At 53.0% G+C, this 20,496-nt stretch carries 21 protein-coding genes; 9 read left to right on the top strand and 12 right to left on the bottom strand.

Annotation, left to right across the window (positions count from 1 at the left end):
- On the bottom strand, positions 1-597 hold the full coding sequence (locus tag HYS22_01200; GenBank protein MBI1908775.1) for a MarR family transcriptional regulator: 597 nt from the start codon (positions 595-597) through the stop codon (positions 1-3).
- A 55-nt stretch (positions 598-652) separates the two neighbouring features.
- On the opposite strand from HYS22_01200, the gene HYS22_01195 reads away from it, so the two are divergent.
- The gene (locus HYS22_01195) at positions 653-1,783 is read left to right on the top strand and encodes an MFS transporter (GenBank protein MBI1908774.1); all 1,131 of its coding nucleotides are present in this window, start codon (positions 653-655) and stop codon (positions 1,781-1,783) included.
- On the opposite strand, the gene HYS22_01190 is transcribed toward HYS22_01195, so the two are convergent.
- The 3 genes from HYS22_01190 to HYS22_01180 are packed head-to-tail and all read right to left on the bottom strand — an operon-like array spanning position 1,761 to position 4,033.
- Positions 1,761-2,189 (bottom strand): DUF420 domain-containing protein, encoded by a 429-nt coding sequence (locus HYS22_01190; GenBank protein ID MBI1908773.1) that lies wholly within the window; start codon positions 2,187-2,189, stop codon positions 1,761-1,763. The genes HYS22_01195 and HYS22_01190 overlap by 23 nt on opposite strands.
- Positions 2,189-3,067: a protoheme IX farnesyltransferase gene (cyoE, locus tag HYS22_01185; GenBank protein MBI1908772.1), complete on the bottom strand. Its 879-nt coding sequence runs from the start codon at positions 3,065-3,067 to the stop codon at positions 2,189-2,191. Before cyoE ends, HYS22_01190 begins: the two co-directional genes overlap by 1 nt.
- A 9-nt stretch (positions 3,068-3,076) precedes the next feature.
- A complete protein-coding gene (locus tag HYS22_01180; protein MBI1908771.1) occupies positions 3,077-4,033 on the bottom strand; it encodes a heme A synthase in 957 nt (318 codons plus the stop codon).
- Between the two features lie 132 nt (positions 4,034-4,165).
- On the opposite strand from HYS22_01180, the gene HYS22_01175 reads away from it, so the two are divergent.
- The 3 genes from HYS22_01175 to HYS22_01165 are packed head-to-tail and all read left to right on the top strand — an operon-like array spanning position 4,166 to position 7,219.
- The gene (locus HYS22_01175) at positions 4,166-5,419 is read left to right on the top strand and encodes a methionine adenosyltransferase (protein MBI1908770.1); all 1,254 of its coding nucleotides are present in this window, start codon (positions 4,166-4,168) and stop codon (positions 5,417-5,419) included.
- Positions 5,416-6,678 (top strand): adenosylhomocysteinase, encoded by a 1,263-nt coding sequence (locus tag HYS22_01170; protein MBI1908769.1) that lies wholly within the window; start codon positions 5,416-5,418, stop codon positions 6,676-6,678. Before HYS22_01175 ends, HYS22_01170 begins: the two co-directional genes overlap by 4 nt.
- Positions 6,665-7,219, top strand: coding sequence for a response regulator (locus HYS22_01165; GenBank protein MBI1908768.1), 555 nt, complete (start codon positions 6,665-6,667; stop codon positions 7,217-7,219). The genes HYS22_01170 and HYS22_01165 overlap by 14 nt, the downstream gene beginning before the upstream one ends.
- Before the next feature lie 2 nt (positions 7,220-7,221).
- Here the strand turns inward: HYS22_01165 and HYS22_01160 are convergent, their stop codons facing one another.
- Both HYS22_01160 and HYS22_01155 read right to left on the bottom strand, forming a co-directional pair.
- A complete protein-coding gene (locus HYS22_01160; GenBank protein MBI1908767.1) occupies positions 7,222-8,082 on the bottom strand; it encodes a tetratricopeptide repeat protein in 861 nt (286 codons plus the stop codon).
- 78 nt (positions 8,083-8,160) lie between these two features.
- Positions 8,161-9,423, bottom strand: a complete 1,263-nt coding sequence (locus HYS22_01155; GenBank protein MBI1908766.1) for an ATP-binding protein — start codon at positions 9,421-9,423, stop codon at positions 8,161-8,163.
- A 274-nt stretch (positions 9,424-9,697) separates the two neighbouring features.
- Here HYS22_01155 and HYS22_01150 point away from each other — a divergent pair, with 274 nt between their 5' ends.
- Positions 9,698-11,176, top strand: a complete 1,479-nt coding sequence (locus HYS22_01150; GenBank protein ID MBI1908765.1) for a hypothetical protein — start codon at positions 9,698-9,700, stop codon at positions 11,174-11,176.
- Positions 11,177-11,370: 194 nt separating this feature from the next.
- Entirely contained in the window at positions 11,371-12,012 is a 642-nt protein-coding gene (locus HYS22_01145) for a hypothetical protein (protein MBI1908764.1), read from the top strand.
- A gap of 20 nt (positions 12,013-12,032) precedes the next feature.
- Here the strand turns inward: HYS22_01145 and HYS22_01140 are convergent, their stop codons facing one another.
- The gene (locus tag HYS22_01140) at positions 12,033-12,281 is read right to left on the bottom strand and encodes a hypothetical protein (GenBank protein MBI1908763.1); all 249 of its coding nucleotides are present in this window, start codon (positions 12,279-12,281) and stop codon (positions 12,033-12,035) included.
- Positions 12,282-12,349: 68 nt separating this feature from the next.
- On the bottom strand, positions 12,350-12,493 hold the full coding sequence (locus tag HYS22_01135) for a hypothetical protein (GenBank protein MBI1908762.1): 144 nt from the start codon (positions 12,491-12,493) through the stop codon (positions 12,350-12,352).
- Between the two features lie 125 nt (positions 12,494-12,618).
- Between HYS22_01135 and HYS22_01130 the strand changes: the two genes are divergently transcribed.
- From HYS22_01130 to HYS22_01120, 3 genes are all read left to right on the top strand, one after another.
- Positions 12,619-13,185 (top strand): hypothetical protein, encoded by a 567-nt coding sequence (locus tag HYS22_01130; protein MBI1908761.1) that lies wholly within the window; start codon positions 12,619-12,621, stop codon positions 13,183-13,185.
- The gene (locus tag HYS22_01125; protein MBI1908760.1) at positions 13,172-14,005 is read left to right on the top strand and encodes a nucleotidyl transferase AbiEii/AbiGii toxin family protein; all 834 of its coding nucleotides are present in this window, start codon (positions 13,172-13,174) and stop codon (positions 14,003-14,005) included. Before HYS22_01130 ends, HYS22_01125 begins: the two co-directional genes overlap by 14 nt.
- Before the next feature lie 192 nt (positions 14,006-14,197).
- Positions 14,198-15,766, top strand: a complete 1,569-nt coding sequence (locus HYS22_01120; GenBank protein ID MBI1908759.1) for a hypothetical protein — start codon at positions 14,198-14,200, stop codon at positions 15,764-15,766.
- On the opposite strand, the gene murD is transcribed toward HYS22_01120, so the two are convergent.
- Genes murD through HYS22_01100 form a run of 4 tightly spaced genes read right to left on the bottom strand, consistent with a single transcriptional unit; the run spans position 15,763 to position 20,484 of the window.
- Positions 15,763-17,169 carry a UDP-N-acetylmuramoyl-L-alanine--D-glutamate ligase gene (gene murD / locus HYS22_01115; GenBank protein MBI1908758.1) on the bottom strand — a complete coding sequence of 469 codons (1,407 nt, stop codon included), beginning with the start codon at positions 17,167-17,169 and terminating at the stop codon, positions 15,763-15,765. The genes HYS22_01120 and murD overlap by 4 nt on opposite strands.
- The gene (truA, locus tag HYS22_01110) at positions 17,169-17,966 is read right to left on the bottom strand and encodes a tRNA pseudouridine(38-40) synthase TruA (GenBank protein MBI1908757.1); all 798 of its coding nucleotides are present in this window, start codon (positions 17,964-17,966) and stop codon (positions 17,169-17,171) included. The genes murD and truA overlap by 1 nt, the downstream gene beginning before the upstream one ends.
- A 59-nt stretch (positions 17,967-18,025) precedes the next feature.
- Complete coding sequence (locus HYS22_01105) at positions 18,026-18,673, bottom strand: hypothetical protein (protein ID MBI1908756.1); 648 nt, start codon at positions 18,671-18,673, stop codon at positions 18,026-18,028.
- On the bottom strand, positions 18,652-20,484 hold the full coding sequence (locus tag HYS22_01100; protein MBI1908755.1) for a hypothetical protein: 1,833 nt from the start codon (positions 20,482-20,484) through the stop codon (positions 18,652-18,654). Before HYS22_01100 ends, HYS22_01105 begins: the two co-directional genes overlap by 22 nt.
- Between the last annotated feature and the right edge of the window lie 12 nt (positions 20,485-20,496).

Raw genomic sequence — 20,496 nt, 5'->3', positions numbered from 1 at the left:
CTATTCCAGGATGACGCGACGGAGGAGATCGGTATCGACAGAACGCCCCTGGTAGAAATCGTCAAACATCCCTCCGGCCGCCTCATAGAAAGAGGCGAGCAGGGCCAGCTGCTGGACCATAAACCGGCCGTCTTCCAGATCCGGCCCGGTCAGCTGACCGGAGGCTTTTTCAAACTGGTTGTGACACCGGTGCAACAAACGGATGGAGTCCTCGATCCCCCCCCGGACACGGTCGAAAAACCCCTTTAAAAACTGGCGGGGGTAATCCCGGTGGGCCTCATAGTAATCCCTGCGGGAACCTTTCACCCAGACCTTGCGAACCAGTTTCGTTTCTTCCAAAAGCCGGATGTTGACGCTCACATTCCCCTTGGAGAGTTTGAGGATGTCGGAAATCTCATCGAGGGAAAGCGGCTGTCGCGAAAGGAAAAGCAGGGCATAAATCTGACCCCCCACCTTGGAAACCATCCCGAGCATGTTGGCCGTGATCTTGCCAACACTCTCAATAAAACTGTCCCTCGCCTGCCCCAGTTCTTCCCGTTTTCCTTCGGGCGAATCGCTCTTGAGCGAATCACTCTTCTTGGCGACAGCCAGTTGCATCGTCCCCTAATAACAGTGGACGAACAACCTGTCAATGAAGTATGAGGGCGGGCCCATGTCAAAGGATCGCTCTCTTTTCATCCTTTTTAGTGTCGTGGCCCTCGATCTTGTCGGTTTCGGGATCGTCATGCCGATTTTACCTTTTTACGCCGAACAGTACGGGGCGAATGCCGCTGTCCTGGGGCTCCTCCTCACCTCCTATTCAGCCATGCAGTTTCTTTTTTCACCGGTCTGGGGCCGATTCTCGGACCGTTTTGGCAGAAAGCCGACGCTGATCCTGACCATAGCGGGGTCCTGTCTTTCGCTGGTTCTTCTCGGTCTGGCTCATTCGCTGACGGTGATATTCCTCGGTCGTTTACTCTCTGGTGTTTTCGCCGCCAATATCAGTGTCGCCTCGGCCACTGTCACTGACATCACCACCGATGAAAACCGTTCCAAAGGGATGGGGCTGATTGGCGCCGCCTTTGGCATCGGTTTCCTCCTCGGCCCGATGCTGGGCGGGATCCTTTCGCCCTACGGCTACCATATCCCGATCCTCACCGCGGCGGGGCTCTCCGTGATCAATATGGTCTATGCTTCCCGGTACCTGAGGGAACCGGCACGGCATAATCCAAAAGAGGAAGCGGTCATCAAGACAGCGGTTCTTGCCGATCGCTCGGTGGCCCGAATGTGCCTCATTTATTTTATCTTCACCCTATCCATCACCCAACTGGAATCGACATTCGCCTTTTTCATGATGGATCGATTTGCCTATAGCGCAAAACAGGTCGGGTGGTTATTGGCCCTGATGGCCTTGGTCATGATTGCCGTGCAAGGGGGTCTGATCCGTCGGTTAACCCACCGGTTTGGCGAACAAAAACTGCTCCTGGTGGGCACCTCGATCCTGGCGATCGCCTTTCTCCTGATCCCCAGCGCTCCTTCAATCCTTCTGCTGATCATCCCGCTTCTCTTCGCCTCTCTGGGGAGAGGAATCAGCCAGCCATCCTTGTTGAGTCTCGTTTCAAAAAAGGCCTTGCCGCAGGTACGCGGCGCCGTCATGGGGACCTTCCAGGCGAGTACGAGTCTTGGACGCGTTATCGGCCCTGTCTTTGCCGGTCTCCTCTACGACCACTGGCACAGCTCTCCTTATTATCTGGCGGCCGGATTGATGGGGCTCGTGCTGATTATTTCCGCCAATAGAGCATGAGATAGACAACCACCCCCGTTACCGAGACATAGATCCAGATCGGGAAGGTCACCCTCGCCCACTTTTTGTGGGTTTCCAATCTTCCCTTAAGAGCCAGAAAGAGTGTGCGAACGGCAAGAAACGGAACGGTCGCCGCCAATGTCGTGTGCGTCAAGAGAATTGTTAAATAAACAGTGCGAAGCAGTCCACTCCCGGCAAACCGGTGGGTCCCTGTCAGGTAAAAACGGGTGAGATAGGAGACAAGAAATAAAATTGAAATAAGAAACGCCGTCACCATACATTTTCGATGGAGTGAAACATTTTTTTTGCGAACAGCCATCCAGCCGGTAAAAAGCAAAACGGCGGAACTCCCGTTCAGAAAGGCGTTCAGGGAGGCCAAATAATACCCTGTTTGATCCAGGCCCATCAATGGATACTGTCAAGGGCGAGAACAAAGAGAAGAACCGGCAGGTAAATGATCGAAGTGACAAAAAAACTCCGGGCCCACCGGACCCCGGCTGACTTTCTCAGGCCATAGCAACCCCAGAGAAAGAAAATACCGTTCAGGACAACCGCCGTCCAGAAATAGAGTTTCCCGGCAATCCCCAACGGAACAAGGAAAAGGGAGACCGGAATTAAAAGAGCCAGATAACGGACCATGCAGTGCTTGGTCGCCGTCTCTCCCTTTTCCAAAGGGAGGATCTTAATCCCGGCCCTGGCATATTCCTCCTTGTGAAAGAGGGCGATCGCCAGGAAATGGGGGACCTGCCAGCAAAACAAGAGGCCAAAAAGTAAAAGGCCCGGGAGATCCAGCGAGCCGATTCCTGCCGTCCATCCCATTAAGGGGGGCATCGCCCCCGGCACCGCCCCAATGAGTAGGGAGAGCGTCGTCTTTTGCTTCAGGGGTGTATAGAAAAGAACGTAGCTCACAAAGGCCAAAACCCCCAGCAGGGCTGTCAGGGAGTTGACCTTCAGGGTCAGGATCACCACCGCAATCCCGGCCAGGACAAGACCAAAGACAAAGGCGTTTTCGGGGGCCATCCTTTTGGCTGGCAACGGCCGGTCGCGCGTCCTCTTCATCAGGGCATCGATGTCCCTCTCGAGGTACATATTAAAGGTGTTCGCCGCCCCAACAAGAAGAACTGTGCCGAAAAGCGTATAAAAAAGGAGCTGGAGTTCAACAGGCCCGGGCGTCAACCAGAGGCCACCGGCCGTTGTCGCCATCACCAAGGCCGTCACACGAGGCTTGACCAGGGCCAGGAAGTCAATGGCGGTATCGGTCCAGGAGAGGGCTCGTTCGGTCATAAGATTTCCTCAGTAGGGGGCGTCCGCCTGAGGCGGACGCCCCCTACTCGTCAGACAAACCAGGGAGACCATTGTCCCCATCAAGAGAACCGCCACCCCCAGATGCGCCGTTACCGACGCCACCCCCAAAACGGTCAGGATGCAGGCCGCCCCCAAAATGATCTGAATAAGAACCAAAATAATTCCTGCAAAGATGAACCAACGGATGATTCCACCGGTAGGGGTGACCGGCCGGTTGCCCCTACGTAGGACAAACGGAATCGCCAAGACAAAAAGGGCGATAATAATCCCGCCAAACCGGTGTGCCATGTGTCCCTGATACAGTGACCCTTCCGGCCAGATTTTGCCATAGCAAAAAGGGAGATCCGGACAAACAATCCCGAGGCCGCCGTGTCGAACAACGGCACCCAGGAGGATCTGGAGATAAACCAAACCTGTGGTGATGAGGAGGTAGAGTTGAATCCTCCCTCCCCCTTCGAGGGGGGAGGGTAAGGGAGAGGGTGACCCCGTGACCACCCTCCCCTTCATCCCCTCCCATCGAGGGAGGGGATCTTTAGTTTTCCACCCCATCACCACCAACAGCGAAAAAAAGACGATTGAGATAGCGAGGTGACTGATAGAAACGAGAGGAGGCAGTTGGTAAAGAACGGTGATTCCTCCCAGGAGACCTTGCACCACGACCAGGACAACAGCGGCCATCGCCATCTGCCGCAATTCTCTATCCCCTTTTCTTCTCTTCCAGATCAAAAGGGCCAGGATAACGGTCATCAGGCCGACAGCGGTGGCCACGAGCCGGTGGCTGTGTTCAATCGCAATGCCTCCAGTCATCTCCGGCAGGAGACTGCCGTAACAAAGCGGCCAATCGGGACAGGCGAGCGATGAACCGGTGTTGTGGACAAGTCCCCCCATCAGGAGCAACAGAAAAACCAGGACAAGCAGGAGATATAAAAGACGCCGTTCGATCATAGCGGGCGCGAAGGCTAACATCCGGCAAGCCCACTGTCAATTTGTCTAGAACTCTTTTTCGCACTTGACTCGGAATCCCTATTCACTATAATTCGCCGGCTCAAATCAAATCTTCAAAGGAAAGGGTCTCCCATGAGTCAAAAATTCGTCTTTACCTCCGAATCGGTCACCGAAGGGCATCCGGATAAAATCGCCGATCAGATCTCCGACGGTATTTTAGACGCCCTTATTAAGGAGGACCCCAAGAGCCGGGTGGCCTGCGAGACACTGGTGGCCACCGGCCTTGTCGTGCTCGCCGGGGAAATCACGAGCAACGCCATTATTGATTATCAAAAAGTCACCCGCGAAACGATAGAGGAGATCGGTTACACCGATTCCTCCTACGGTTTCGATTCCCGTTCCTGTTCGGTCCTCGTCGCCCTCGGCAAACAATCTCCCGACATTTCTCAGGGGGTCACCGAGGGGGAAGGACTCTTCAAGGAGCAAGGGGCCGGGGACCAGGGGTTGATGTTCGGCTATGCAACCAATGAGACCCCTGAATTCATGCCTCTCCCGATCTCCCTTTCCCACAAACTGACTCAACGGTTGGCTGAGGTGCGCAAGAAAAAAACCTTAAACTTCTTGAGGCCGGACGGGAAATCCCAGGTTTCTGTTCGCTACGAAAACGACCGCCCGCAGAAAATCAAGGCGGTGGTCCTTTCTTCCCAACATGACCCCGACGTCTCCTACAAAACACTCAAGGAAGCCCTCATTGAAGAAGTCGTCAAGAAGGTCTGCCCGGCCAACATGCTGGATGCCAAGACCGAATATTTCATCAACCCAACGGGGCGCTTCGTGGTCGGCGGCCCCCATGGCGACTGCGGCCTGACGGGACGAAAGATCATTGTGGACACCTACGGCGGCTGGGGACGTCACGGCGGCGGTGCCTTTTCGGGCAAGGACCCCTCCAAGGTGGATCGCTCCGCCTGTTATATGGCCCGCTATATCGCCAAAAATATCGTGGCGGCCAGGCTGGCCGACCGTTGCGAGGTCCAGATCGCCTATGCCATCGGTTATCCGGAACCGGTCTCTTTCATGATCAACAGTTTCGGAACCGGGGTCCTTCCGGACGAAAAGCTGGCGGAGGTGGCATTGAAGGTCTGGAGTCTAAAACCGGCCCAGATTATCAAGACATTGAATCTCTTAAGACCGATTTATAAGAAAACGGCGGCCTACGGCCACTTTGGCCGGAATTTGCCGGAGTTCACCTGGGAAAAGACCGACCGGGCCGCGGAATTAGCCAGCCTGGCCGGCCTCAACAAAAAGAACGGCGGGAAGAACGGCACCGCCAAGATCTTTACCCTCCCTAAAAACGGCAAGGAACTGAGAACAGGAGCCCTTTCATGACGACCAAGGCAGATATCAAAAACCCGGCCCTCGCGGAATCGGGGAAATTGAGGATTGAATGGGCCGCGCAAAATATGCCGGTCTTAAAGCAGATTGAAACCCGGTTCCAGAAGGAAAAACCGTTCCGCGGTGTCCGTCTGGCCGCCTGCCTTCATGTCACGACGGAAACCGCCTCCTTGATGAAAACGCTCAAATCCGGCGGCGCCGAGGTTGTCCTCTGTGCCTCGAACCCCCTCTCCACCCAGGATGACGTTGCCTCTTCTCTGGTGGTCCACGACCAGATCCCCACCTTCGCCATCAAGGGGGAAGACAACAAGACCTATTATCAACATATCGAATCCTGTCTCGATCACCGGCCGGTCATCACGATGGATGACGGCGCCGATCTTGTCTCAACCATTCACCAAAAAAGGGCGGGGTTGGCGCAGGAAGTCCTTGCAGGCACCGAAGAGACAACCACCGGTGTTATCCGCCTCCGGAGCATGGAGAAGGAAGGGGTCCTGAAATACCCGATCGTTGCCGTGAATGACGCCCAGACCAAGCATTTTTTCGATAACCGTTACGGCACCGGGCAGTCCACACTAGACGGGATCATCCGGGCCACCAACCGGCTGATCGCCGGCAGTCACTTTGTCGTCTGTGGTTACGGTTGGTGCGGCAAGGGGGTCGCGATGCGGGCCCGCGGACTGGGGGCGCAGGTGATCGTCACCGAGATTGACCCCCTCCGGGCGCTCGAGGCGGTCATGGACGGGTTCCGGGTCCTCCCGATAGAAGAGGCCGCCAAGATCGGTGATATTTTCTGCACGGTCACCGGCAACAAGTCTGTCCTCCGAAAAGAACATTTTGAAAAAATGAAGGATGGTGTCATTCTGGCCAACTCCGGCCATTTCAACGTCGAGATCGAAATTCCCGAGCTGGAAAAGATGAGCCGACAGAGGAGACAGATCCGGGAATTTGTGACCGAATATCTTCTGGCCGATGGGCGCCGGATCAATATCCTCGGGGAAGGTCGTCTGATCAACCTGGCCGCCGCTGAGGGACATCCTTCGAGCGTCATGGATATGAGCTTTGCCGGTCAGGCCCTGGCCGCCGAGTATATCGTCAAAAATTACAAGTCCCTAGAAAAAAAGGTCTATAACGTCCCGCGTGAGATTGATGAGGCGATCGCCGCCCTGAAACTGGCCGGCATGGGGATTGCCATTGACCGGCTGACTGAGGAACAGGCCAAATACCTTTCTTCCTGGAATGAGGGCACCTAAGAACAGAAACCCGGTTCGTATTCTCCTCCTCGAGGACAACCTCGAGCATGCCGCTCTCATCCAAAAAACCCTCCAGGAATCGATCCCCGGGGTCTTGATCAAGACCGTCGCCTCGTTGAATATGGCGCTCCAGGAACTGGCTAAATCGAAATCCAGACGGTCAAAGACCGACTACGACCTGATCCTGACCGATTATTCGCTCTCCAACACCTCCGGCACAACGCTCGTCAAACGGATCAAAAAGGAGACCCCTCAGATCCCGCTGATCATCATCACCGGCCGTGGAGATGAGCGGATCGCCGCAGAGGTGATCAAACTGGGGGCTGAGGATTATATCGTCAAAAGCCGGGAATCTCTCAAAGCGCTGGGGCGAATCATCCAAAGGACCCTTCTGAAGAAAAAGGCGAGCAACTTTCCAAAGGCGGTTTCCAAGTCGATTGTGGGCCGGTTGCTTTTCGAAATAGAACAACTGACCCCTTCCCAATTCTCCTATTTCCTCAAACAGCTCCGAGGGCTTCAGAGCTGGACAAGGAGGCTGTAGGACTAACGTCTTTTCTTGCCTTTTTTTGCCAAATCGAGCTGGTCCGCTTCCTCTTCATGCTCCACCTCTTCAAGAAGTGCCTCCACATGGGGCCGTTCTTCCATATCCGGATGGGCCAAAAGCAGTTTTTGCAGGAGCTCCCGCGCTTGAGCGAGCTTCTTTTCCTCACGATACAACCGGTGGACATTGGCCAGTTCGCTTGTGACCAGACTGCTCTCTTTATCCTTCAATCGTTCCAATAATTCTTTGGCCTGTTCATTTTGTTGGGGTTGCCGCCGCTCCGTCCGGGAGAGGATCTCCTTCAAAACCCCTTTTGTGGCATACAGATCAATCCCCTTTTCAATCCTCTCTTCCACCTCCAGGAGTTGAAGGGTAATTTGGTCTTTCGACTTCCCCTCCTTCTGCCGCAACTGGACAATCTTCTGGCGGGCCTTCCGGACCCATTCCTCTCTCTCGGTCGCCGTTTCTAAAACCTGCTCAAAGACCTTTCGCGATTCGGCGTAACGCCCCTGCATGAAATAGAGGTTGGCCAGGTCGTACTGGGCCTTGAGGCGGTCCAGACCTGGCGGGTCCTCCCTCAAGAGGGATTGCAACAGGCGAATCGCCGCCTCCGTCTCTCCCGCCGCCGCATGGGACTCGGCACAGATCATCTGGATATAAAAGGGAATCCTCCCACTTGGCAAATCCTTGCAATACCGTGAAACCTTTCGATAATCATGTTTCTGATACCCCTCACGGATCTTCTGGATCGCCTCTTCCGGCGGGGGGGTGGAGATTTCCCCGGAGGCCGGCCGGGATTCAGCGGCCTCTAATTGAATAGAGGCAACAAGAAGGAAAATGAGAACGGGCAGGGCCTTTTTCATCGCCCCTCTTCATGGGGGATCGAAGGGGGGTTTGTCAAGGGTGAGTCACCCAAGGGTGGTTCACCCAAGGGATCCGGTTTAAAGATTCCAGACAGGAACATTATAAATACGGGGGGCCACCGGTCCCATTCGAGGATCCAGCGAAAAAACAATCCCATGTTGAATGGTTGGATCCAGATTCATCAATTTTTGAATACCCCGGAAGTCACCCGGCCCGATTTTTTTCTCCGATTTTATTTCACAGGCAAATGTCTGACCGGGCGCTTTCACAACAAGATCGACCTCCACCCCTGTTTTTGTTCTGAAGTAAAACAGTTTCCAGGGAAGCTGATGATAGTCTATCTGTTTTTTAACCTCCATGACAACGAAAGGTTCGAAGATCTTGCCATAAGCGGCTGTCCCCTCATGAACGAGGCCTCGTTCTCCAGCTACAAAACGTGCGAGACCCACATCAGAAAAGCAAATGCGCGGGCTTTTAGCGACCTGAACCCTGAAAGACTGGCTGTAGGCCGGAAGCAGACTGCAAACAAAGGTGTCTTCCAGCAGATGGTAGTAATTTTGCACTGTGAGCGGACTAATCCCCAAAACTTTGGCCTGTGCCGCATAATTGGCGTTATTCCCGTTTTCGGAAGCGGCCAATACCAGGAACCTTTGAAAGAGGCCGATATCCCGAACCAGATTTTCACGTCTTATTTCATTTTCAAGGTAGGTGCTTTGGTACGATTCGAGGATGGCAAAGGACTTTTCCCGGACCTCTTCAAGATAAGGTTCGGGGAGAAGGCTCTGTGAAAAAAACCGCGTCAGAAACTCCGAATAACCGATCGGTTCTGCACTACCCAACGAGGACAGGGTCTCCGGTGCGGCGAGATGGGAAACAACGCTTTCTTTCTGAAAAACTTCAGACTGTGAAAACGGCCAGAGAATTCTTGTAAAAACGCGCCCGGCCAGTGTTTCAGCCCCATTCCTCTTGATGGGCCGTGCCGAGGAACCCCATATCCAGAACTTGATCCTTCCCTTGTGCGCATCATACAGACCCTGAATGGCCTGATAGAAGGCCGGTATCTTCTGAACCTCATCAACAAAAACAGGCAAAACAGCAGGGGTCTCTTTCGCTCGTTTTGAGAGCTCCTGCTCAATTTCGAGAACCCATCTTTCCGGTTCTCCACGGTAACGTTGCAAGATGACCAAATTTTGGAGCGGATAATGGAGCGATCCGGGGAATTGTTCACGGAACTGTTCCATGAGGGTGGTCTTGCCGGTCTGCCGCAAACCCTGAATCTGAACAACTTGGGGATTCTGTACCTGCTCCCCCAACCAAGCTTTTAACTGACGCTCTATCATAGTATTAATATATATGATAAAAAATAAGTGTCAATAAATATTAAGCGTATTTAATAGCTACTCACTCCTTTTTAAGGATAGTAGCTTAAGGGGAGAGGTCTAACCCCAAAGTGAGGGGCATAGACCTCAGGAGTGTCAAAATAATACAATAAATTCAATCTATTAACCATGGCATGTCTCTTGCTTTAGAGAGGGTGGGAGGATTTTTAATACACCCTGCGGCGCAACTGGGCTGATCCGGTTGCCCGATAATAGAAGTGAAAAGGGTATCTCTATGAATGTGAACAAACCGACTTCGATTCGAGTTACGGGAACTGCCGGTACCTCACAGCCAGCCCCTGAACGGAAGGGAAAAAATGAGCTGACGGTGGCCGGTCGGCAGATTCGAGTTGATAGTGGTTCCCTAAACAACCGTCTTTCAGGGCGGGCCAATGGTCTTGATGTTTCGGCCCCCGGGGACCTCCCCCCCCCGATGGAACCGGGGAGCGACCCGACCCCTTCTGACCCGCGGGCCTTGCATGAAGAACAAAAAGGCCTGGTAAAGGAACAGAGACAAGTCGAAAAGGAATTGAATAAGTTGCATCAGCTCCGGGATCGTCTCGACTCGGCCGGTCTGGATTCCAACAACCCGGTCTACCAGGCGGTCTCCGCCAAACTGGACGGCAAGATCCGGGAACTGGAAGACCGACAGACGGCGATCCAGGAACGGATGGAGGATATTGCGTTTGAAGCGGAAACAGCCGGGGAAGAGGGTGCAACTACGGAGGACCAAGGTCCTTCCGCCGCCACCGTCGCCGCAGACATCGCCCAGTTAAGGACCGAAATCCAGGGCGATGCCAACCTCTCTGATGACGAGAAAGAGGAAAAGGTCCGTAAACTGGACCTTCTGTTGGCCGAACTGGGGAGAAACCCGAACCCTGAAAAAATGGACGAACTGCTCGGCAAGCTGGACGAAGTTAAAGTGGATTATGACGGCACGAAAGAGTTCCCCCAAAAGGCGAGGGAACTGGCGGAGTGGGCCGATGTTGATCCCGAAGAAGTCGTGAAGGCGGCTCAAAAACAGAACATCGACCTTAAAAATATTCCCAATCCTCCGACTGAAAAAGTGATCCTCTTCCTGGCTGAGTTAAAAGAAGGGTTTAAATCGGAGATGGCCGACATCAAGCGGCTTAACGGAGAATTAGAAGACCAACGAAATGGTGTTAACGACAGAATTCAATCAGAAAATGGCAATGTTGCCAGCGATCCTGATGACTATTCCTATGATCTAGGACTGGTTCGCGAGGCGGGAAGGGTTATTTCAAGAAATACTGAAAAAGATAAGGAGCACATAGAAAGCAGAGAACAGATCCGCGATAGTCTTATTGAGGGGCTCAAGATACTCTACCCTGGAGCGACTATCGAAAAGGGAAGCCTTGACTCAGAAAATATCAACAAAAATTGGATTAACGCCGACCTGATCGAATTTAACGGCAAGACCTACGATGTTGTCCACAACGACAAGGCCCAATTGCGCTTTGCCGAACCAACAACTTCCAAGTATACCGAATATACTGAATGGGACACTCCTGAAGATACATGGGGTGATGTCGAGGGAGGGGACTCAAAGCCTGTCACTATCGTCGATGATGATCACTATATGAATACAATTGATGTCGATATTGATCATGAACGCGACGGTGAATTTGCTGGTGAATTATCTGATACGGCAGAGGATAACAACGTCCCAACCAATGAATTTGAAACTGATTAAGTCACTAGAAGACCCCCTTTAAAAATCCCCTCCCCTTCTTCTTAAACGTAAAAAACCTTTGGGGTCAGACTTGACTTATTGACTTGTTTCCAACCCCCCTCCACCCCTGAAGTTCAAAAGATTCCCTTTTTTAAACTTTTTTACGCAACCTTCTGATCAACCCCGCCGAGGAAGGCTGAAAAAGGAGGCAAAATATGGCCCTTACTCTTTCTTTACCAACCCTTTTTCCAGCGGGGGTTCCCCCAAATCATGAAGCAGAAGTTCCAGAGTTTCGCTTAAGATTAGCAGCCGCAGAAGGATGTACTAAGGATACGGATTGCAAGGGCACAAGGGTATGTGAGGAAGGTTCTTGCGTTGAAACGAACAGCGTCCCAGGTTTGCACGACGAAGCTACTTCCGGTAGACAGTCGCTTACATTTTCTCTTCAACTTATCAAGGCTGAACAAGAGCTCGCAGGACTTGAGCGAGCCAAAACAACGGGTACGATTCTCTATGTTGCAAGCGGAGTCTTTCTCATACCGGCTGCTGCTTTGCTGATCTACTGGATTGGTGACGACGTAACACCCATTTCTATTCCAATCGTGGGTGCCAGCTTTAGCGTTGCCAGTGCAGGATCATTTATAAGCGGGGCCCTCGTTTACCCTTCACAGAGCGAGCTTGATGCCGCCAAAGCAAAAATCCAACTTCTTCGGGGACAAGAAACAGGTAGTATCCACGATAATCCCAACAGCACATTAGGCCTTTATCAAGATGTTGATACCGGAAACTTATCGCTAGGGTTCGCCCCGACGGCAAACCTTAACGGGGCGGTGTTGACCGTCGGCATGAAGTTATAGCCGGACACAATCAGAGGTTGTTAAATTCTTCGGGCGAAATGCCGGCTTGTTTTCCAACCCGCTTCTTTTTCGACTTGGGCCAAAATTTTGGCAAATCGTTTTTTAAGATCGGGCAAAACATGATCGGCATCCATCGAAACGCGATGACCGGCATGAAGCGCCGCGGCGGTTCCGCCAACAAGAACGGATTCCGGAAAACGAGATTGAAAAACGGCTTGTGCCGAGAGCAATTCCTCCCATGCGGGGAGCTGACCCGTCTTTTTTTTCACGAAAAACCCCCCCGTAAATGGCCAAGGATCGCCTTCCACAAGGGAGTGGTTCCATAAAGGTCGGCGGCCTAAAGGACTTTTTCAAGGGCGGCCGCTTCCGATACCTTGTCGAAGGCGGTGACATGGGCCTTTTGGGAAACGAGAAACCGAATCAGGGAGAGGGCCTGTTCCTCGAGGCCGAGTACAAAAATTTTCTTTCCTGCGAGATCCACTTTAACTTTGCGGTAACACGGACCCACTTTTTTAGCAACCCTTTGTAAAAATTTCCCTTGCACTATAATTTCATTAGATTATAATAAAGTATAATTAAATGAAATATAATGAATTTCAAAAAAAGATGCCCAAGGCGGTTTTCCGTACGGCGGAGGCCTTGCGGCTGGCGTGGGTGACAAAAGACACAACCGTGCGCCTGCAACTCCATCAATGGAGCCAAGCCGGGCAGATCCTTCGTCTGAAGAGGGGCATTTATGCCTTTCCGGACCGCGTTCTGGAACAATCCGAGGCCGCACGAGCCCTTTATGCACCGGCCTACATCAGCCTGGAGAGCGCCCTGCATTTTCATGGTCTCATCCCCGATGTCGTCTTTGCCATGACGCTGGTGACCCCCAAAACAACCCGCCGTTTTAAAACACCGCTGGGCCAATTTATCTATCGGCACATCCAGCCCAAGCTCTTTTTTGGCTTCGACCCCGATACGCTCATGGCCGAAAAGGAAAAAGCGGTGGCCGATTTTTTCTACCTGGAAAGCGGGCGTCTCTCCCTTACGCCGGACTGTTTTAATGAACTGCGGTGGCAAAATCTGGAAAACCTTGATTTTAAAAAATTGGCGGGTTACGGGAAAAAAACAGGCGTTAAAAAAGTGGAGGCACTTATTGCCTTTTTAAAAAATCATGGAAAAACTTAAAAAAATTATTGCGACGTTCAGGGCCTCGCGTCAATTGGCAACGGAAGATGAAATTCTCAATGTCGCCAGGGAATATCTGCAAATCCTCATTCTCAAAATGATCTACCAGTCCAGACAGGGGGCGGCCCTCTCCTTCATGGGGGGGACCTGCCTCAGGCTCTGCTATGACCTCAAACGCTATTCGGAAGATCTCGACTTCTGCCTCGACCTGCCGTCAAAAGACTACCGTTTTCCCGATCTGATGCGTCTGCTGGAAAGAGAGACAGGACTACTCGGTTTTTCAGTCCGTGCCACGGCCAAAGAAGAAAAAACGGTGCAGAAGGGCTTTTTAAAAATTTCCGACCTGGGGGAAGGGCTTCAACTGAAAGGGTTCCGGAGGGAGCAAAAACTCCACATCAAACTGGAGGTCGATACACACCCGCCGCATCTTAAAAAACTGGGGCGGGAGAGCTTTTTTGTCAACCGGTATTCCGAAATTTATCCCATTCTCAAACAGACACTCCCCACCCTGTTTGCCGGCAAGGTACTGGCCATTTTGCAAAGACCTTTCACGCGCGGCCGGGATTATTACGACCTGATTTGGTACCTCGGCCGCAAAACGCCGCTTGATTTGGATTATCTCAATAGGGGATTAAGAGAAAAAAAGTTGGTCGATTCCCAAGCAGTATCAGTGGCGCTGGAAGAAAAGGTCGCCTCTTTCGATGCCAAAATGATTCTCAAGGATATCGGACACTTTCTGGAAGATCCCGCGGAAGAAAACTGGATCCAGCGATACGGGGAAGTCTTTGAACAGCTAAAAACCAACCTGCACACCACATGACCCCTCAAATCGGGGTCTTCAAACCCCAAAACCCCTCTCCCCTATCTAAAAAGTATAATAATATTATATACTTATTAACTAAAAAGTTGGCACACCGTTTGCTTAATAACCTATCGGGGATAACCCAATAAGGGCCTTTCGAAGAGCAACTTGGGGGCTCTCAGAAAACGATAATAGGGAGAGAATGATAAAATGAATATCCGAGTCAACAATTCGTCCCGTCCGACACCGCCGCCTGCCGAGACCGCCAATAGCCGGCCGAAAACGGAAGAGTCCCGGCCGCAGGTCTCCAATGACCTTGAAATCGCCGCAGATCAGACCGGTTATATCGAAGGTTCTACTGGAAACTCTGTCAGCGTCACCGCGATGTCGAGTGATGTTCCCCCTCCGGAAGAGGATGGGGAAGCCGGTGAGACTGCCGGTGCCCCGGCCACTTCAGAAGAACTGGATGCCCTCTACGCGCGAATTGAAGAGATCGATTACCGGCTCGGTGAGATTGACATTGAACTCCAAGGATTAAACGAGACCAAGGCGAACCTTCAGGCATTTCTGGATAGTTTGGATCCCGCCAGTTCCCAACGGGCCCAGGGGGAAGAGCTGATGCGACAGATTGAGGCCCGCCTTTCTGAATTCCAGAATGAAGCCAGCTCCCTTGAAAGGGAAAAGGCGAGAATCAGTCTTCAGATCGAACGGGCTGAACGGGAGGCCGAAAGGACCGCGGCCGCGGCCGACGAAGCGGAAGAAGTAGCGAGTGACGAGAATATCGATACGCCGGAAGAGTTTCGGGCGAGGGCGGAAGAGATCAAAGGCCGTATTGACACCTCCGAGATGTCGGATGAGATGAAGAACGAGCTCAAAGCGGATGTCGACCGGTTGGTCGGGCTGGCCGAATCGGCCCCCGATCGGATCTCGGATCTGGTCACAGAGCTTCAAACCATCGAGGAACGGGTCTTCAACAACAGCTATTATTCCGACTGGGTCGGTGCGATGGCGCAAAAGACAGGATTGGATGAGGAGACAATCGCCGGACTTGCGGAGCAGGCGGGTCTTGACCCTCGTGGAGAACTTCCCGCCACACCCAATCAGAAGGTTCTCGATTTTATTGCGGCCATCGATGCCGAAAGCAACTCTCCCAAAATAGAGGGGGCCGTTGGCAAGGACCAAGCGGCCAAGGGCGCCTACGAAGGAGACATGGAGGAGATCCAGACCGAAATCGAAGATTATGCAACGCGCATTGCCGACAGTTCCGAATTGGCCCAGCACAATCTGGAAAAGGCCCTCTTCGAAGATGCCATGGACCATATCAACCGAAAGGATAATAATTCGAATCGAAGACAGGAGGCGATGCAAGATATCCGTGATACCGTCATCGACTACCTGAAGACCCTCTATCCGGGCGCCAACGTCAGGACAGCCGATGCCGATCTTCCTGGCGGAAGTGGTCGGGACGGCAATGCCAACAAGGACTACTGGAGTGCCGATCTGATCTCGTTTAACGGGCAAACATTCGATATCTACAACAGGGAAGATGGCTCCCTCACCTGGGAGGACCCAAATTTTGAGCTACAACGGGCGGGGACACGCTACCTGGACCACAGCCAGGATGAGAGTGAGACAATCAAATATGTTGAGACCAGCGACGACCAGTTTATCAATCCGGGGGCGATGCCGATCAACGACGATGCCCGTGACGGCAAGGATGACCAGATCGATTTTGCCAAAAAACTGGATTACCCCACTGAGGAAGTGGCTAACGTTTAGACCCTTTCCTGCCTGGAACTCCGCAGACGCTTCTTGACCAGTGATTCCTTGAGAGAATTGACCGCCTTTTTGAAATCTTCCCCCCGCGCCCTGAAGTCCGGATGAACCGAAAATTCGGTGGGGGCCGCCGGGGAGAAAAGAACGGTATCTCCCGTTATCGCCTTCTTGTAGGCCAGTTCAACCGCATCGGCTATTTTAGGAACGACAAAGGTAGGGACCAGATCCCCCAGATTTTTGTGAAAAACCATCCGATTCGAACCAATAATGACAAGAATCTTAACCTTGCTCCGAATGAATGGAGTTAACCCCTCCAGATCGGAGCCACCCCGCCAACGCCCCCCCATGATCAGAATGACTTTGTCGGTAAAACTCCCCAACGCCCAGGCAGTAGCCACCGTATTGGTCGATTTGGCGTCGTTGTAAAAGGTGACCCCCTGGATCTCATCCGTCCTTTCCAGCCGATGCGGCAACCACCGGAGATCACCGATCGTCTCCCGGATCGTGCCGGCGGAAACGCCGCAGAGACGGGCAACCACAATCGCCGCCATCAGGTTTTCAATATTATGAACCCCTTTCAGCTGAAAATCTTCGAGTGAATACGATTCCTCTTTCCCCTTGTCACCATAAACCAACTTCTTTCCATCCCGATAAATTCCGGGTGAAATCTTTTTTGACGAACAAAAAGGGACCGTCGTCACAACCGCCTTTTTCTCCGAAAGCATGGCGGCAATCAGCTTGCTGTCATGGCGGTAGACAATAAAATCCCCTTTTTGCTGATTGGCAAAAATTTTCCCTTTGGCCTCCAGGTATTTTTTCAGCGTCCCGTGCCGGTCCCGGTGTTCGGCGCCGACATTCAGAAAAACGGCAATCCAGGGATGGAACTTCTGCGTCCCTTCCAGTTCAAAACTCCCCGTTTCCAGAACAAAATAATCAACATTCCCCTTTTCCTGCAGAAGATCAAAATAAGAGGCAAAGCTACCCCCCGCCACGGCATGGGAGACCCCCCCTTTTTTAAGAAAGGCCTGTAAAAGGACAATGGTGCTTGTTTTTCCATTCGAACCGGTCACGGCAATCACCGGTTTTTTGTAAAAGGAGCCGGCCAGTTCCAAAAGACTGCAGATCGGAACTCCCTTGCGGCGGGCCAATGAAAGCGGCCAGCGGTAAAACCGATAACCGGGGGCGGCAACCAAGAGACCCGCCTCACACAATCTCTTTTCCTCCACCTCTCCCCATTGGACATCGCAAGAGATCTTTTTTAACGAAGCGAGGACCTTTTCATGGATGCTACGCGGCGTTCTGGCAAAAACAGTCACACGAACTTTCTGATCCGTCAGGAACTGAGCCGCAGAAACAACCCCTTGGTCGAGTCCTAAAATAAATACCCTTTTCCCTGCCAGCTCCATCAGTAAACCACCTCCTTCAAAAATAGCCCGTGGGCGGGAGCAGTCATCCCCGCTTTTCTGCGATCCTTCGACGACAAAATTTTGCCCACCTCGGCTGGCAACCGCCTCCCCTTTCCTACCTCTACCAAAGTCCCGACAATATTGCGAACCATATATTTTAAAAAACCGTTGCCGGTGATTTGAATCAGGGAAGGGGATATTTTAATTTTATAAATTGTTCTCACTTTTGTTTTGGTTTCGCTGTTCCTTCCTTTAAATGCCGAGAAATCATGCCGCCCAACCAAATACCTTGCCCCCTTCCTCATCGCCCGTGAATCCAGAGGTTCTCGAACATGCCAGACAAAATCCTTTTCCAGGACCGGGCGAGACCAGTGGTTCCAGATCCGGTAGAGATAGGTCTTTTCCCTGGCCAACCGGATGGCGTGAAAAGAAGCCCCCATTTCTTCAATCTGTCTGACGACAACGTCGTCGGGCAAGACGGCGTTGAGGGAGTGGCGGAGGCGAGACATTGGAGCGGGTGGCGAGGGTCGGGCGCCCAGCCGAGCGGAACGGGTGAGCACGGCTGGGCGGAACCCGAGACAGGACCCGCTCCAATTGACCTTGAAATGCGCCACCTGTCCCAAGGCATGAACCCCGGAATCGGTCCGGCTGGCCCCGACCACCTTTATTTTTTGCCGGAGGAGCCGATGCAACCCTTTCTCCAGAACCTGCTGGACGGTCCGCCCCCTGGCCTGGGACTGCCAGCCGTTGAAGTCGGTGCCATCGTATTCCAGAATCATCCTGAATGTTTTTTCCATTGGTTGTAGGGGCAGACCTACGTGTCTGCCCAGGGCGGCCACATGGGGCCGCCCGTACATTAAAATTCAAAGAGGAGTCCCGCCTGTAAGGTCCAGCCGGAAAGATCCAGCCCCGTTTTGCCGAAACTATCCACCTTGGCAAACTGTCCCTCCAGGGTCAGGTAAAGGTCGTTAATCCCCATCTCCTGCTCCATCTCATGGGTCAGCGATTCCGCAAACTCCATCAGGAACTGGACCCCCGCCGTCCCGTGATAACCGGTCTTGAGCCCCTGGGTGACCTTTCCCTCCAGGTTCTCGCGATAATAGACGTAATCAAAACCACTCTTCACGTAGGGAACGACGATCTGGTTCTCCTGAAAATCGGCGCGGAAGGTGAAATTGTTCTTCATCGGGAGCAAAAGAAGATCAAAGGTGTCGCCGGAAACACGACCGCTGCCCTTCCCAAGGGCATGGCCGCCATCTTTGAGAAAACCGACGCCGATTTCAGCCCCGAATTTGGATTGCCACAAGAATCCGAACTCCGTCCCGATCGTCCCATGACAACAGAGCCCCAGTAGCGAGTCTGTCGTCTTGTCCTGCGGGAGCCAGAACCCCCCTTTCAGCTCCAGGGAAAACCACTGGGGGGTCCGTTCTTCGGCATGGAGGACAAGCGGAAAAAAGAAGAGGGAAAAAAACAAAAACCGTTTTATTCGGGTATTAATGCGCATCCCCCGTCCTCCCCGCTCGCCCCGGCAAGCCCGACTGTCTCCTCCGGGGTATTAAAGGCGAGGGTCCCATCGGCCAGGGTATTGGTCCGAGCCCCGACATTCCCCGCCTTGTCCACCCCTTCGACAGCCGCGTAATAAACAACGCCGTTAGTCAGGTACTGGATCTTTTCCGAAACATCCCCGCTAGACGGTTGAGAAACAGCCGAGGCCACGTCGGTCTTGGTCAAAACAACCGCAGGGTCACGGTCCACAGTGATGTTGTAATGATCCATGTCCGCCAGATCAAGCCTCGTAAATTTGACGTAAATACTCTCGTTCCCAAAATCGACACCGGTTATGGTAACCACCGCAGGAGGGGTATCCACGGTCATATCGATCCCGTCCCACCCCGATTTGTTGCCCGAACCGGCCTGAAAGACAAAAACCCGGTTGACCCCTTCCGCAAATTTTGACGAATTGGCGTCATACGGGATCGAAGCCGTTGTCAGATCGGTCGCCGCCGTGTCCACCGTACCGGTGACGATTTCTGTCCCGTTTCCTGATCTGTTTCCCCCCACCTTGATAGAATAATTGCCGGTATCGCTCGATGAAAAGGTCAGCGTAAAACTCCCTCCCCTTTTGAGCTTGTCGGTTTCCGCCCCGGCGGAATCCAGAATCGTCGCCTTGGCGATGGTGAGAAACGGTTTTTCGGTAATGACCGAAATTGATCCGTTGATGTTGGAGGTGTAAACGTAGCCATCGGAACTGGCAACAACAGGCCCCGGGGTTGACGAAACAGCCAAGGGGTCATCCTCGGTGTCACTCGCCCCCTGATCGTTCCTGTCGGTGACAACAGCCTTCACAAAGGTGGTCCCGCTCAGATCAAGATCAATGACTGAAACACCATTGGTCCCTGTCACAAAGGCGTAGGTATCCTCAGGGTTGGAAACCGAAGCCACGGCAACCCCGACAGGCGACCCGTTTTTGGCCAGGGAGATCGGCGTGATCCCGTTAGCAGCATTCCCGTCTGTATCCACCAGATTGTTGGTCAAGGTGCTGATCACGTGCACTGTGGCATCGGAGCTGTTGGTCACCAGGACAAAGTTTCCGTCCGGAGTCACCGCGATTGAAGAGAGATCGTCGCGATGGGCAAAATCGACATCAATCAGGGCCGGTGTGGTTCCCCCTTCCCCGATCACAAAGACCAGTCCCTCGTTGCTGGTCACAAAAATCTTGTCGGCCTCCCCCCCCTCTCCGGCGGTTGTCGGGAACGGGACAAAGGCGATCGCTACGGGAGAAACCGGCTTGTTCTGCGAATCTTTGAGTTCTACCGCCGTCGCCTTGCCCGCGCTGATATCAAAAACCTGGATCTTGTTTCCCGTCTTGTCGGCGACATAAACCTTGCCATCTTCGCCACCGGTCTCCGGATCGGCCACCAGAGGCCCCAGCTCCCCCTGACCGACCGGGTAGACCACCGGCTTGTCACCAATCTTCGAGAGGTCCACCTTGACCAGATCCCCGTCATCCTGGCTCGCAAAGAGGAACCCCCCCCTCAGGGCCAGCCCCTTGAGGTTGCCGGCAAGATCGGCCTCTTTCTCTTTACTCTCCGTCAGATCGGGAACCTGATCACCGGTCAACAACCAGGTCTCGGTATCGATCCTCTTGATGGCACTGGTAAACCCGACATACAGATACCGGTCATCCTCGGAGACAAGGAGCGAGGCACCCTGTGCCGAGACAAGATTGAGGGCCGCCTTTTCCCTATTGGGAAAGGCGAAAACAGCCGCGGCAAAAAGGGAAATAATGGAGAAAAAGAGAAGGGTCCGATTCATGAAGGCGGGCCC

The organism is Deltaproteobacteria bacterium (assembly GCA_016177765.1).
Classification (GTDB): domain Bacteria; phylum UBA10199; class UBA10199; order JACPAL01; family JACOUP01; genus JACOUP01.
Note: the sequence above shows the minus strand (reverse complement) of the source record. Positions and strands in the feature narration are given on the sequence as shown.